17 protein-coding genes are annotated in these 13,277 nt (G+C 43.9%); 12 read left to right on the forward strand and 5 right to left on the reverse strand.

The window, feature by feature from the left end; translation table 11 throughout:
- Nucleotides 1-102: 102 nt before the first annotated feature.
- From thiD to HNY42_RS04235, 5 genes are all read left to right on the forward strand, one after another.
- Entirely contained in the window at nucleotides 103-912 is an 810-nt protein-coding gene (gene thiD, locus HNY42_RS04215; protein ID WP_188005159.1) for a bifunctional hydroxymethylpyrimidine kinase/phosphomethylpyrimidine kinase, read from the forward strand.
- Nucleotides 893-1,648 carry a hydroxyethylthiazole kinase gene (gene thiM, locus HNY42_RS04220; RefSeq protein ID WP_188005160.1) on the forward strand — a complete coding sequence of 252 codons (756 nt, stop codon included), beginning with the start codon at nucleotides 893-895 and terminating at the stop codon, nucleotides 1,646-1,648. Before thiD ends, thiM begins: the two co-directional genes overlap by 20 nt.
- Before the next feature lie 4 nt (nucleotides 1,649-1,652).
- The gene (thiE, locus tag HNY42_RS04225; protein ID WP_188005161.1) at nucleotides 1,653-2,291 is read left to right on the forward strand and encodes a thiamine phosphate synthase; all 639 of its coding nucleotides are present in this window, start codon (nucleotides 1,653-1,655) and stop codon (nucleotides 2,289-2,291) included.
- A 14-nt stretch (nucleotides 2,292-2,305) separates the two neighbouring features.
- Nucleotides 2,306-2,749, forward strand: coding sequence for a hypothetical protein (locus tag HNY42_RS04230; RefSeq protein ID WP_255508420.1), 444 nt, complete (start codon nucleotides 2,306-2,308; stop codon nucleotides 2,747-2,749).
- Between the two features lie 178 nt (nucleotides 2,750-2,927).
- Nucleotides 2,928-3,293: an ArsR/SmtB family transcription factor gene (locus HNY42_RS04235; RefSeq protein ID WP_114596966.1), complete on the forward strand. Its 366-nt coding sequence runs from the start codon at nucleotides 2,928-2,930 to the stop codon at nucleotides 3,291-3,293.
- A 34-nt stretch (nucleotides 3,294-3,327) separates the two neighbouring features.
- Here HNY42_RS04235 and HNY42_RS04240 read toward each other — a convergent pair whose 3' ends face one another.
- Entirely contained in the window at nucleotides 3,328-3,960 is a 633-nt protein-coding gene (locus HNY42_RS04240; RefSeq protein WP_131973637.1) for a CHASE3 domain-containing protein, read from the reverse strand.
- Nucleotides 3,961-4,122: 162 nt separating this feature from the next.
- Entirely contained in the window at nucleotides 4,123-4,992 is an 870-nt protein-coding gene (locus tag HNY42_RS04245) for a YitT family protein (protein ID WP_114596883.1), read from the reverse strand.
- 139 nt (nucleotides 4,993-5,131) lie between these two features.
- Between HNY42_RS04245 and HNY42_RS04250 the strand changes: the two genes are divergently transcribed.
- Nucleotides 5,132-5,740, forward strand: a complete 609-nt coding sequence (locus HNY42_RS04250) for a hypothetical protein (RefSeq protein ID WP_131973636.1) — start codon at nucleotides 5,132-5,134, stop codon at nucleotides 5,738-5,740.
- Nucleotides 5,741-5,923: 183 nt separating this feature from the next.
- Nucleotides 5,924-6,760, forward strand: a complete 837-nt coding sequence (locus tag HNY42_RS04255; protein WP_188005162.1) for a formate/nitrite transporter family protein — start codon at nucleotides 5,924-5,926, stop codon at nucleotides 6,758-6,760.
- Between the two features lie 94 nt (nucleotides 6,761-6,854).
- Here HNY42_RS04255 and HNY42_RS04260 read toward each other — a convergent pair whose 3' ends face one another.
- Nucleotides 6,855-7,274: a DUF1232 domain-containing protein gene (locus HNY42_RS04260; RefSeq protein ID WP_233494596.1), complete on the reverse strand. Its 420-nt coding sequence runs from the start codon at nucleotides 7,272-7,274 to the stop codon at nucleotides 6,855-6,857.
- 98 nt (nucleotides 7,275-7,372) lie between these two features.
- On the opposite strand from HNY42_RS04260, the gene HNY42_RS04265 reads away from it, so the two are divergent.
- On the forward strand, nucleotides 7,373-8,596 hold the full coding sequence (locus tag HNY42_RS04265; protein ID WP_188005163.1) for an aminopeptidase: 1,224 nt from the start codon (nucleotides 7,373-7,375) through the stop codon (nucleotides 8,594-8,596).
- A gap of 97 nt (nucleotides 8,597-8,693) precedes the next feature.
- Here HNY42_RS04265 and murB read toward each other — a convergent pair whose 3' ends face one another.
- Entirely contained in the window at nucleotides 8,694-9,608 is a 915-nt protein-coding gene (gene murB / locus HNY42_RS04270; protein ID WP_114596878.1) for a UDP-N-acetylmuramate dehydrogenase, read from the reverse strand.
- 261 nt (nucleotides 9,609-9,869) lie between these two features.
- On the opposite strand from murB, the gene HNY42_RS04275 reads away from it, so the two are divergent.
- The 4 genes from HNY42_RS04275 (at nucleotide 9,870) to HNY42_RS04290 (ending at nucleotide 12,348) form a co-directional block, all read left to right on the forward strand.
- Nucleotides 9,870-10,385 (forward strand): GNAT family N-acetyltransferase, encoded by a 516-nt coding sequence (locus HNY42_RS04275; RefSeq protein WP_131973634.1) that lies wholly within the window; start codon nucleotides 9,870-9,872, stop codon nucleotides 10,383-10,385.
- A gap of 31 nt (nucleotides 10,386-10,416) precedes the next feature.
- Nucleotides 10,417-10,884: a GNAT family N-acetyltransferase gene (locus HNY42_RS04280; RefSeq protein ID WP_131504254.1), complete on the forward strand. Its 468-nt coding sequence runs from the start codon at nucleotides 10,417-10,419 to the stop codon at nucleotides 10,882-10,884.
- 56 nt (nucleotides 10,885-10,940) lie between these two features.
- Entirely contained in the window at nucleotides 10,941-11,300 is a 360-nt protein-coding gene (locus HNY42_RS04285; protein ID WP_131504253.1) for a hypothetical protein, read from the forward strand.
- 115 nt (nucleotides 11,301-11,415) lie between these two features.
- Entirely contained in the window at nucleotides 11,416-12,348 is a 933-nt protein-coding gene (locus tag HNY42_RS04290) for a hypothetical protein (protein ID WP_188005164.1), read from the forward strand.
- On the opposite strand, the gene HNY42_RS04295 is transcribed toward HNY42_RS04290, so the two are convergent.
- Complete coding sequence (locus HNY42_RS04295; protein WP_188005165.1) at nucleotides 12,337-13,179, reverse strand: GNAT family N-acetyltransferase; 843 nt, start codon at nucleotides 13,177-13,179, stop codon at nucleotides 12,337-12,339. The two genes, HNY42_RS04290 and HNY42_RS04295, sit on opposite strands and share 12 nt — an antisense overlap.
- Nucleotides 13,180-13,277 lie beyond the last annotated feature (98 nt).

The raw sequence follows: 13,277 nt of genomic DNA on the forward strand, positions 1-13,277 counted from the left end.
GTAGAACTGGTTGTTCATGGCGTCGTCTGCTTTTTTACAGCGGACGGCGCTTTTTGTTGTCCGTTTTCTCCTTATTTGCTCCCAGGAAAGTGAGGAATTGGAATGAAACACGTATTGACGATTGCTGGATCCGACTCCGGAGGTGGAGCTGGAATTCAAGCAGATTTAAAAACGTTTTCGGCACTCGGTGTATACGGAATGAGCGTCATCACGGCGATTACGGCACAAAATACGTTAGGTGTTCAAGCGGTCGAGGACGTATCCCTGGAGCTCGTGGAAGCACAGCTGACATCCATCTTTTCCGATATCCGTGTCGATGCGGTCAAGATTGGAATGGTTTCCAATCAAGACACCATCCGAGTGATTGCACAACAACTGGAAAAACATCAACTTCCGGTTGTTCTCGACCCGGTCATGGTCGCGAAAGGGGGTTATAGCTTATTGCAACCGGATGCAGAACATGCCTTGCTCGAACAGCTGTTACCATTGGCTACACTTGTGACTCCGAATATTCCTGAAATCGAGCGGATGATTGGCGGAACGATTCACTCGCTTGCCGATATGAAACAGGCGACGGAAAAACTGGCTGAAAAACGGACGGGTGCTATTTTGCTCAAGGGCGGACATTTGGAGGGACGGGACGCTACTGACCTTTTATATACAGACGGGCGATATGTCGTCTTTGAACAAGAACGGATCGAGTCCCGTCATACCCATGGTACAGGCTGTACATTATCTGCTGCCATCGCTTCCTATCTTGCACTCGGTCTTTCAGTGGAAGACAGCATCCGTTATGCAAAACGTTATGTGACGGAAGCCATTCGCCACGGCTTTGCGCTCGGACGCGGTGTTGGTCCGACGCATCATTTTCATGAACTCTGGAGGGATACACATGTTACGACGCATCCATGATAAAAAACCGTTGATTCATCATTTAACGAATACTGTAACCATTAATGACTGCGCCAATATGACACTGGCACTTGGTGGCTCTCCTGTGATGGCAGATGATCTGCTGGAAGTGGAAGAAATGGTCAGGCACGCAGATGCCGTCGTAATCAATACAGGGACGATCAATCCGGACATGCGCCAAGCCCAACTTTTAGCAGGAAAAACGGCTAACCGATTGGGGAAACCGGTCATTTTGGATCCGGTAGGCGCAGGAGCGACGACATTAAGAACAGATTTTATGAAGCAGTTAATGGATGAAATCACCTTTACGGTCATCAAAGGAAATGCATCGGAAATCAAGACATTGCTCGGACAGGCCGCTCGAACGAAAGGAGTGGATGTTGCCGAAGGAGAATCCCTGGATTTTCAAAGTGTCCATACCTTTGCAGGTGAAACGAAACAACTCATCGTCGTAACGGGTCCGATTGATTTTGTGACAGATGGAAATCGCCAGTATCATCTGGATGTCGGGACGAAACGTCTTGGCCAAGTCACGGGAACGGGATGTATGACCGCTTCTTTGATTGCGACGTTTTTAGGAGCAGGATACGATCGTTTTGAGGCAGCCGTATTTGGGACGTATGCTATGGGAAAAGCAGGGGAGTCGGCTGAGGATTCTCCCGGTATCGGAGGTTTTCGAACCGGGCTGTTCGATGCAGTGAGTTTGATGACAGAAAAAAGTTTGCCGGAGGTATAAATGAATGGACACTGAATATTTGATTTATGCCGTGACCGATCGACGCTTGCATCCACATCTTTCCCTGGCAGACGCCGTCGAAGCATCGATTAAAGGAGGCGCAACGGTTGTTCAATTACGGGAAAAAGACAGTTCCGGTAAAACTTTTCTGGAATCAGCCATTGCATTAAAAGATCTCACCGCACGTTACGATATTCCGTTCATTATCAATGATCGGATTGATATCGCTTTGCTGGTCGATGCCGGTTTGCATATCGGTCAAGATGATATTCCCTTAATTGAAGCGCGCCGTTTGTTACCGGAAGCGACGATTGGTGTTTCTGTTTCAACAGTGGAACAAGCTGTTGCAGCAGAACGGGAAGGCGCAGATTATTTAGGGGTCGGTTCACTCTTTCCGACAGCAACGAAACAAGATGCGACATTCATGGCGCGAGCGACGTTGGAACAGATTCGTAAAGCCGTTCATATCCCGTTGGTGGGAATCGGTGGAATTACTGAGACAAACGTTCCGGAACTTGGTTCTCTAGTGGACGGATATGCCGTTGTTTCAGCTTTATTTGCAAGTGAAGACATTGAGCGAACGACGAAAAAGTTTAAGACGACCGTGAAACAAGTGCGTCAGAGCGCCTCAGGCAGGGTATAGTTCACGTAGAGGTGATGGTCGTGAAATGGCAGTCTGTTCGATTTCGAGGACGCTGGATTCGGTATAAAATCGAACCACAAGTCATTCGAATCGATAATCGCGGGAAATATCATTTAGGTGCAGCTCTATTTCCTTTCCCGAATCGTTATTCGTATCAATTAGCTGTTTTATTAAAGAATAAATACCGACAACAGTATAAACGTTCCTTGCTCATCCAAACGAGTTCAATCGCAACTGAAATCTGGGGGCACACACATCTGGATATTTTTTACCGGATGATGTTACCTCTTCCGTTACCATGCTTTTTACGGAACCGCTATAAAGAACGTTTGAAAAGTACAGGCGTGATCGATATCGGTGTGCGTGCTGTCGATTCAAACCGGATTGTCTGGGATATCGGAAATTTTTTAGGTGGCTGGTTCTTTTACGCGATCTCAAGACGAAACCGTGAGAAATGAAAAGATGATTCAAACAGGAATGTCCAATGAAAAAGTCTGCTTTCCGCTCTAAACGACGGGAAACAGACTTTTTTGAGTTTCTGATTTTTGGAATAGCAGGCACTAGTTGAGTCCTGAAGTGATTTTCTTGCAATTCACTTGAAACGATGGTGGAATGAAAGGGAAAGAGGTGATGACGGTGGATGCACCACGTTGTGAAACGATTGCCATTGATCAAGTACGTGCAGAAGAGATTGGACAAGTCGTCGATACGATTCCAACGACAGACATTGGAAAGTTGTTCAAAGTCTTGTCAGATGCCACACGGTTACGGATTGCTTACGCCTTGACGGTGGAAGAGGAACTTTGTGTCTGTGATGTTTCGGCTTCGGTGGATTGTTCGATTGCAACAGCTTCTCACCATCTCCGTACCTTGTTGAAACAAGGACTGGTGAAATATAGAAAAGAAGGTAAGGTCGTCTACTATTCGCTGGACGATCATCATGTATCGTCGCTCGTTCACTTAGCAATGGAGCATGTAAATGAAGGCAAGGCGTCCTCTTGAGTGTACTGAACAACACAACAAACACGTATCGTTCTCATGGACGATACGTGTTTGTTGTGTTTTTAGATCGGTGAAATAAGATGATAGTCGTTGCAATCAACAAAAAAGCTAAAATCGACAGGCTGAAGGACATACGTTTATACTCTGCCGTCATTTCAGTAGTCAATTCCAATTTTTGTTCAAGATCACGATATAATTTTTCTTTGATTTGTGACAAGTCTTCAAGAATCGTTTGTGTGGTTTGAGTTGTTTGCTTGGCTAATTTTTTAGCACGTTGCGGATGATCTGTTTCGTAAACGGTAAAAACTTCTTGAATCTCTTCCTCCCACACATTGTTACGTAATAGTAAATCTTTAACCGCACCGGGTGTCTGATTGGATGAATTCAGTACACGTCGCAAATCATGAACTTTAGAAGTGGAAAAGTAATATTGTTCAATGTAACGGTCATCTTCATATAATAACAGGCCGCGAACGGCATTTGCCCGATCGCGATTATGTTCGATCAATTGGTCGACTTGTTTAATCATTAGAATATCTTGTGTATGCATCTCTTCCGTCAAATTAGAAATCGTACGATATCCGCTTAAGGCATACAAAAGGGGAATCGAGGCAAACAGACTGACAATCAGGATGAGGATGATACAGTGCCGCCATAGTTGATTCATACAATCCATCCTTTTTCTACAAAACTTAATGTCATTAGCTTAACCACTATTTCCCAAAAAGTGAAGGATTATTCAAAAAAATATGGAACATTTTCTTTGATTTTGCGTATTATACACAAAAAACCGCTACAACGAGTGTAGCGGCTACAGAATGTTAGACGATTAAAAAGAATAGGAGTGTTCTTTATAGTTCCCGAAGACCGTATGAATTTCAGAAAACGTAACAAAAGCGTTTGATTCGACAGAGGACACAATTTCCTGGAGTTTGAGAATTTCATTATTCTGGACGACGACATAGACCATCTTTTTCGTCCGTTTCGAATAACCGCCACGTGCATCAAGAATTGTTACGCCACGTCCGAGTTCTTTTGTGATTACTTCATTGATTTCATCGGCTTTTTCACAAATGATGATACATTGTTTAGAAGCGGAGTAAAAACTATACACCGTCTGAAGTGCTTTCGCCCGAACGAAACTCATGATTAACGCATACATGACATGCTTCAAATCAAATACGAACCAGACGAGTACATAGATGACTAAATCCTGCATTAAAAAAATACGGGGAAGCGGCCAATTGTGAAAGCGGGCATAAAAGAATTTTCCGAGGATGTCGAGTCCGCCTGTCGAGGCGCCGCCAAAGAAAATTAAAGCCATCGCTAAACCAGAGACGAGGCCGGCAAAGATGGAAGCAACCAGTGGATCATTTAAGGATTCCGGAACGATTTGCGTCGGAATCCAATCAATTAAAAATGATGAAGCCAGGACGATGAGACCGGATAAAAACATAAAACGTTTTCTCAAAAAACGAAATCCAAGTAAAAAAAGTGGAATGTTTAAGACAAGTTGTGTCAAACCAATTGGCGTGTGGAATAATTCCTGAACAATAAGTGTGATTCCCATGATTCCGCCGGATCCGATATCGTTTGGCGACAAGAGAAGACTGATGTACAACGAGTACAGCAATGTCCCAATCAAGAGAAAACCGATTTTCTCTGTACGTTTTTTCTTTGCAGGCTGTTTAGTTTTCATTGTAAGTGATGAGAAATCTCATGCTCCTCCTCCATAAAGTATCTGCCTGCAAGAGTACGCTGATATGAAGATTAATTCAACCCCTGATTTGAAAAAAGAACAATAAAATCAGCTGGTTTTAAGAAAGGAGAGCATTTTTTTGAAAAAAATCATACTGTTCATTCTGTGTATCGGGATCGGGCTGTCGGCAGGTTCGTGGGTCGTCTGGAATCAGCAGCAGCCACCGGAAGAAGAAAGTTTTAAAGATGGTCATGTCATTGCACGTCATGTCGGGACATCAGTGTCCAATACCGCTGCGATTGAAGAATTGGTCAAGCAGTTGCCGTTTTCCGAAGTGCTGACCGGTGTAACAGTGGATGGTACGGCAGTCAAGCTGACATACAAACCTACCGAAAAAGAACAGGCGGACTGGACAGGAAGCAGCGGGAAGATGATCGAATCCGGCAAGGCCTCATTTTTGGAAAGTCGTTTATCCAAGTTGATCATGCATCATACGTTAGCACTTTTTTTGAGTGTATCTGATTTATCCGAACTTCAAATTCATTATCGGGACTCATTTTCTGATGTCACGTTTGATATGGACAGACTACGTATTGAAGACTATACACCCCGGGATATTGAACGTGCCAGTTCTTCCGCAAACCGGTTTAATCGTGTCGTTGTCGAGGACTATGTACTCGTAGATTCCAGGCGGGCGGTATTCTTTGAAAAGTTCCAAGAATCGTTGCGGATCCTTCCTGGAAAGTAGTTGTATTCACCAAGAAAAAGCACTTTTCACAAACTTGACACAATGGTATCGGTTACATCCTTTTCTTTTAATAAAACGCTAAATAGTGTCTATTCATGACTTGAACATCTTATAAGATGGAAGTATGATAATAAATGAACAGACATTGTGAAGTGTTGAACAAAAGAAAGCGGGGTTTCTACAATGAATGAAGTAGAAGCATTAGAAGGATTACGGAAAAAAGCTGTCAAATCGACGCAAATGCTACGGATGCGTCCGCTCGAATATTTGGTTCGAGCGATGTTAGCAGGAGTATTCATTGGTTTTGCCATCATATTTACACTTAAAGCAATCAACGGTTTATATTTAAATGAATCACCGGTTACGACACTGGTCGGTGGGTTAACGTTTGGTGTCGCGCTTGTCTTGATCGTGTACGGGGGAGCAGAATTATTTACCGGAAATACGATGTATTTCACGACGTCGACAATGCGTGGTTTCACTTCGAAAATGGATACGTTTAAAGTATGGACATTATGTTTCATCGGAAACGGTCTCGGTGGACTCGCTTTCGCTTTACTTTTCTCACAAACAGGGATTATTCAGGAACTTGGAATGGAGAACTGGTTGTTTGCTGTTTCCGAGACGAAAATTCATCATACGACATGGGAGATCTTTACACGAGCCATTTTCTGTAACTGGATGGTCTGTCTAGCGATTTTCATTCCGAAAAACATGAAAAATGAACTCGCACAAATCATGATGATGATGATTTTGGTCGCTGTATTCTTTGCATCCGGCTTTGACCATGTCATTGCCAACATGGCATTGTTCTCACTTGCTTTAGTCGTCCCGCATCCGGAAGCGATTTCCTTTGCCGGCGCGGTTCATAACCTGGTTCCGGCGTTGTTGGGAAACATTATCGGTGGAGCACTGTTCATGGGAATGGTTTACACATGGCTCAATAAATCGAAGCTTGAAGTAGATCAATCGAACGAACAGGCCGCAACAATCAATATCGCTTCAAAACAAAAAGCGTAAAATGGTAAGTTCTATGCGTTGAAGAGCAAAAAAGAAGGATCCGATGAAAAAATCGGATCCTTCTTTTTTTGATGTCTGCCATTAGTGCCTGTTGTCATTCAAGGTGTTGAAAACGATCAACATCTGCGGCCAGTTCTTCATAAATAGCCTCGACGATTTGGGCATCATCAAACAGTCCTAAAATATTTTCGTCAGGTAAAGCATCGACCGGGGACGTGAAGTAAAGAACAGCGGTCAATAAAAGTTGCTCCTGTTCCGGTTGCATCTCGAAACGTTTGTTGTACAAAGCGCGTAACATGTCGAGCAACTGTTTGAGTTGGAAGTAAAGAACAAGTTCTGCTTCGCGTTCGACATCCGAGCCGTCCTCAGAGGCAAGGTCTGTCGTCAACCGGGCTAATCCGAGTTCTCCTTGGATTAATAAGTCTTCTTGTGCTTTCGCATTTCCGACAGCTGTTAATGCTTGTCGGTGGAAATAGGTATAAGCGGATTTAAAATCTCCTGGTGTAAATTCCATCATCAACACTCCTTCTGTATCTCTAGTTTCGCCTTATTTCTTGCAAAATTGCAACTATTTCGTGAAAATAAGAGTAATAGTTGAAAGGGGATTACATAATGCCGACTCAAGAACAATTAAAAAAGTATGCTGCACTTGCCGTACGTACAGGAATCAACCTGCAAGCCGGTCAACAGCTCGAAATTCGGGCGGGGATTGAAAATGCACCGTTAGTCCGTGAAATCACGCGTGTTGCTTATGAAGTGGGAGCTTCAAATGTCTACGTTCAATGGTCAGATGACGAAATGACGAAAATCCGTTATTTTGATGCACCGGAAGATTCATTTGATGCGTTCCCGGAATGGTTAAAAGCCCGTTTTGATCAATTGGCAGAGGAAAAAACAGCCTTCTTGTCCGTTGTCAGTGAAGATCCGGATTTATTGAACGGTGTGGAATCAAGTCGAATTGCACGAGCGAACAAAGCCGCTGGTGTTGCGTTGGCAAATTGGCGCAAGTTCGTCATGAGCGATAACGTCAGTTGGTGCGTCATTGCAGCGCCGTCAGATGCTTGGGCGGCAAAGGTATTCCCAGACTCAGAAAACGCTGTAGAAGACCTATGGGATGCAATCTTGAAAGCGACACGTGTCGACCAGGACAATCCGGTCGTATCTTGGGAGAAACATGATGCCAACTTGCGGACGAAAGCTACCTTCCTGACAGAAAAGAAATACAATAAGTTGCATTATTCAGCACCAGGTACAGAACTGACGATTGAATTGCCGGAGCGTCACGTCTGGCTCGGTGGAGGTGGACCGAATGCGGATGGCGTCGACTTCATCGCCAACCTGCCGACGGAAGAAGTCTTCACGTTACCGAAGAAAACGGGCGTCAACGGTCATGTGTCAAGCACAAAACCACTCAGCTACAGCGGGAACCTGATTGATGAATTCACGTTATGGTTCGAAGACGGAAAAATCGTTAAAGCTGAAGCGAAACAGGGACAAGCAGCGCTTGACGAACTCATCTCATTGGATGAAGGTGCCCGTTATCTCGGAGAAGTGGCCCTCGTGCCTCATCACTCACCGATTTCAGATTCCGGTATTTTGTTCTACAATACGTTGTTTGACGAGAATGCTTCATGTCACTTGGCGATTGGTCGCGCCTATTCCACTTGCCTTGAAAATGGACCAGGTTTGTCGAACGAAGAATTAGCCGCACAAGGTGCGAACGATTCAATGACACATGTCGATTTCATGATTGGTTCAGGTCAGATGTCAATTGACGGCGAATTGCCTGATGGTACACGCGAACCACTGATGCGTGACGGAAACTGGGCAATCTGATAAAGGTTTTTGCGTATTGGAAAGAAAAAAGGGAGCCACCGGACATGATGAACATGTCGGGTGGCTCCCTTTTTTGATCTGATGTGCTTGAAAAGAATTAAGCTTCTTCTCCGATGATTTTCACTTCAGGTTCAAGTAAGATGCCGAACTTTTCTTGAACGGTTTCCTGCACGTGGCGAATAAGCGAAATGTAGTCAGTCGCTGTCGCGTCTTGGATGTTGACGATGAAACCGGCATGTTTTTGAGAAACTTCTGCACCACCGATGCGTGCACCCTGTAATCCGCTATCCTGAATTAATTTACCAGCGAAATATCCTTCCGGTCGTTTAAAGACACTCCCGCAAGAAGGGTATTCAAGTGGTTGTTTTGTCTCACGTTTATGTGTCAAATCATCCATCATTTCTTTGATCAGAGCAGGATCGCCTTCTGTTAGTGAAAAACGTCCTTCTAAAATGATGTACTCTTTTTTCGAAAAACAGCTCGTCCGGTATCCGAGCTCAAGCTCTTCCTGTGAGATATTCAATAACTCGCCTTTACGTGTCAAGACGGTTGCGCTGTGGAGACAGTCTTTTACTTCTCCGCCATATGCTCCGGCATTCATGATCAGGGCTCCGCCAATCGTTCCGGGAATACCGCAGGCGAATTCAAGCCCGCTTAAAGCATGGTCGTAGGCGATACGTGAAGCCTGAATAATCGCAGCACCGCTTTGAGCAATCAGTTCGTGACCTTCAACCGAAATATCCGTTAACTTTTCAAAAGATAAAACGATCCCACGGATACCCCCGTCACGGACGACGAGATTCGAGCCGTTTCCGAGCATCGTCAACGGGAGATCATTTTCGTACGCATACCGGACGGCGAAGGCAGTTTCTTCGTATGTCGACGGGATGAGGAAAAGATCTGCCAATCCACCCATCTTCGTATACGTATGGTTTTTTAAGGGTTCATTAATTAAAACAGCTTCTTTTGCAATACCTTCATATAATCCAGCTAACAATTGCTCAGTCATCATGTCTCAGTCCTTTTTCATAAATTCCATTCAGCCAAAAAAACGCTCAAAATATATTTTACACTAATTCCGTGATTGATGTTTAGCATACTGTTCCCAAAATACAGAGTTGACAGATAAAAAGCAAGCTGTTCGGGAAGAATGTAATCGAATCAACATGTATATGTTGTTTTCTTTTTATAAAAATGAACGGATTAGGAATGAATGAAAGTAAAAAAGGGATAAATAAAGAAAAGACTGTTATTCGGAAAGCGGGGGATTGAAATGGAGAGTGAACGACTGGAAATGCGACCGTTTGTAGAAGAAGATTTTACTTTTTATAAAAGTCTTGTGCAAAATGAACAAGTCATGCGGTATATCAACGGCGGTGTCATGCTGGAAGAAGATGAGGCGCGAAATTGGTTCGAACGTCAATTCGATCGTTATGAGGATGAACGGCAAACAGGTTTTTTACTGTTGATCAAAAAAGAGACGCATGAACCCGTGGGTTTTGCCGGATTAGTTTTACAACAAGTTGATGGAATCGATGAATTAGAAGTCGGCTACTGGTTGACGCCCATTCATTGGAAAGTAGGGTATGGCAGGGAAGCGGCCAAACGATTAATGCGTGAAGCGTTCGAACGGGGACATGATCGTCTGATTTCAATCATGCACCCAAAAAATCATTCTTCGCAAAATGTCGCTCGTGCGAATGGGTTACAATGGGAGAAAGATACGATTTTTAACGGAATTCCAGTTGTCATTTATTCTTGCCGGTTATCCCGGCTGTTCAGAGGTTGATTTTTCAAAAGTACAGAGGAGCGGATCAGGTATGTATCACACGAAGTGGATGGCATTTGATGAGTTGGATGGTGCACGCTTATATCAATTATTAAAATTAAGAACGGATATATTTGTGGTAGAACAGAACTGTCCGTATCCAGAACTCGATAACCGTGACCAAGAGGCGCTGCATGGTCTAGCGTACGACGGGGAACGCTTGATTGGCTGTCTGCGTATCTTACCGAGGAAGCCGTCGGGCGCAGTCGCAATCGGCCGGGTGGCGGTACAAACCGATTACCGGTCAAACGGTGTAGCGAGAAGACTGCTGAATGAAGCGATTGCCCACATTCAAGGACAGGATGAAGCATTGATTGATCTTCAGGCTCAGGCACATTTAAAACAATTTTACAGTTCATTTGGTTTTAAGGAAATATCGGACGTATATTTGGAGGACGGAATTCCCCATCTGGACATGCAGATGAGCGTAAAGGAAGTTTCAAAAAGACTTCAGGAATAGGACGGACGAACCGATGAAGAGAGCAGGAAGAACTTTGTCTGGAGGTGAGTCAGTCATTGAAAAAAGTACTGGTCATTCTCGCGTTAAGTTTGATTGGCGTGTTGTCGTTTGCTGTCGGAATTTCCTACGCTGAACTTCAAAGCAGCCAGCGCAGTGCGGAAGAGCAGTTAGCGAAGATGTTGCAGGCACAACATGACATCGATAAAACGTCACTACTCGAAGTAAAGGCCTCTTTTTCAATTCAACATCGTCAAGTGATTAAAGTACGTCTGCGCGGTGAACCGGCCATCACTTATAAATTCATTCAGCCTAAACAACAGATTGAATACAGCGGTTCGATTGGAACCAGTGTCGAAAAAACCGGAAAACAGGATGAAGCATTCCGGAATTCACATCTTCAGGTCAGTAAAAAATGAAAATCTTGGTCGCTTCCTTTTCCGTAGAAGCCACCAAGATTTTTTTTGAGCCTTTCAAGACGATTCAATATTGCGTACACTACGAAGAGAGACAACATGCAGGAGGACTAAAATTATGAAAAGATTTGTTAAAAACGAAGCAATCGCTCCAGCGATGACTGCTTTTCTTACACTTGAGAGTGAAACCTTTCAGACATACAATCAACTATTGACAGAACAAGAACGAAAAGCTTTGAATTTTATCGGACGAGCCGTTGCGTTGCAATCAGATAAACACCTTACTTTAGCCCTTGAGACGAAACAACCGCTGATCGAGGTGGATCGCCTGTTGATAAAGTTGGCAGAAAGCGGTCAGGGAGCGTCACTCTTTCAACAATTACTTACGAATGGACTGGATTTGAATCAAATCATGACAGTGGAAGGCCACCGGTCGCTTGTCAGACAGCCGTTATCTTTCCCGGTAGGTCTATATACCGTCTATGATCACGTCTTGTTTCAACTTGCCGTCGATTCAGGTTTGTACCTCGATTACACAACGGTTTTGCAACGGAGTGACCGTTTTCTTGAAACGGATGAAATCAACACACTGGATATCGTCTTATTGTTGACGCACGAACAAGCACTGGATGAACAGAGCCTTTCTCTGTTTAAACATCCGGCGACCGTCGGCTTGGTTGAACGTCTTCAACGAGCAAAGTTCGAAAGTGTCCGACCAATCATTGATAATACCCGTTACGAAGTAGCATTTCAGTATGCCAAACATTTTCCGCTCTTTTATGCCATCGTCGGTCGCCAGACTGAACAATTTCCGAAAATGTTAGAGGATGTTTTGACGGAACCAAATCAGCAAGAAATCGTAAAAGATGCATTGTTGGCGTTCCATAATCATCAGCCGGGTCTTGCGGCAAGCATGGGAACGGACTATTACGAAAGTTTATTTGTCATCGGCAGCCAATTAAAACAACAGGCAGGCATTGATTTTAAGGAACTCGACAATCAATATGTACTCGATGAATACGTGGACATCGTTCAGCGGTTACGTGACTAACGAAACCGCTTCAGAGGAGTAACGGTGCCAATTCGAAAAAATTTGAATATCACAAAAAGCAGTCGGCTGATACAGACGAAGCGCTTCTTGATGTGTAGAACAACAATACACTTCAAACGATAAGATATTTTTCTTGTGTAACTTCGTTTGGAAGGTGTCTAAAATCCGGCGCCCGTAGCCTTGATTTTTTAATTGCGGCAAACAGGCAATTTCCAAAAGGCGGACGACTTGTTTATGCTGTTCCATTAAAATGGTTCCAACAATCGTTTTCTTGTCATAGACGAGATAAGGCAAAACACCTTGGTCGATTAAATAATCAAGATGGGCAGCATCGTAAGGAAAAAGAAATTCAGAATAACGGATGGCGTCGTTACGAATCGTCAAGAACAAATGCCGATTACGTGAGGAGAGAGGTTTGAACTGGACGGAGGCAGGTCGATCGTGTGTCAGACCAATCAGCCGAAACTGTTCACTGGATAAACAGTAACCTAAAGCGTTCCAAGTCGTGACAAATCCAAAGTCGTAAGGCGGTATGATTTGGACATCGATGTGACGGGGAGAAAACAAAAGTGCCTGTGAATGGACATAATGTGCGAGACGTTGGAATGCCTGTAAATCGGTGTAGGAAGCATTTAAGAGCTGAACAGAATGTTCGAAAACATGAAATCCGAGCGTAGCCTGCACACACTCTTCATTCCAAATCGTCCATTGCTGATGTTCGGTCGGTGGATAGGAAAATGATGAAGGGGGAGACGGATTGGTGCGGAGTAAATGATGGACCAAACGGCGTTGTGGATGAGATAACTGATCATACGATAAAATGTTCAACACGTGCACGTCCTTTCAGAAAAAATGAAAGCCAGTACATGAAGTATAACAAATAAATGGCATTAAAATGGTTATAATTGAAATTTAAGGTAAATGATTAG

It is taken from the genome of Exiguobacterium sp. Helios (assembly GCF_014524545.1).
In the GTDB taxonomy this organism is placed as follows: Bacteria; Bacillota; Bacilli; order Exiguobacteriales; family Exiguobacteriaceae; genus Exiguobacterium_A.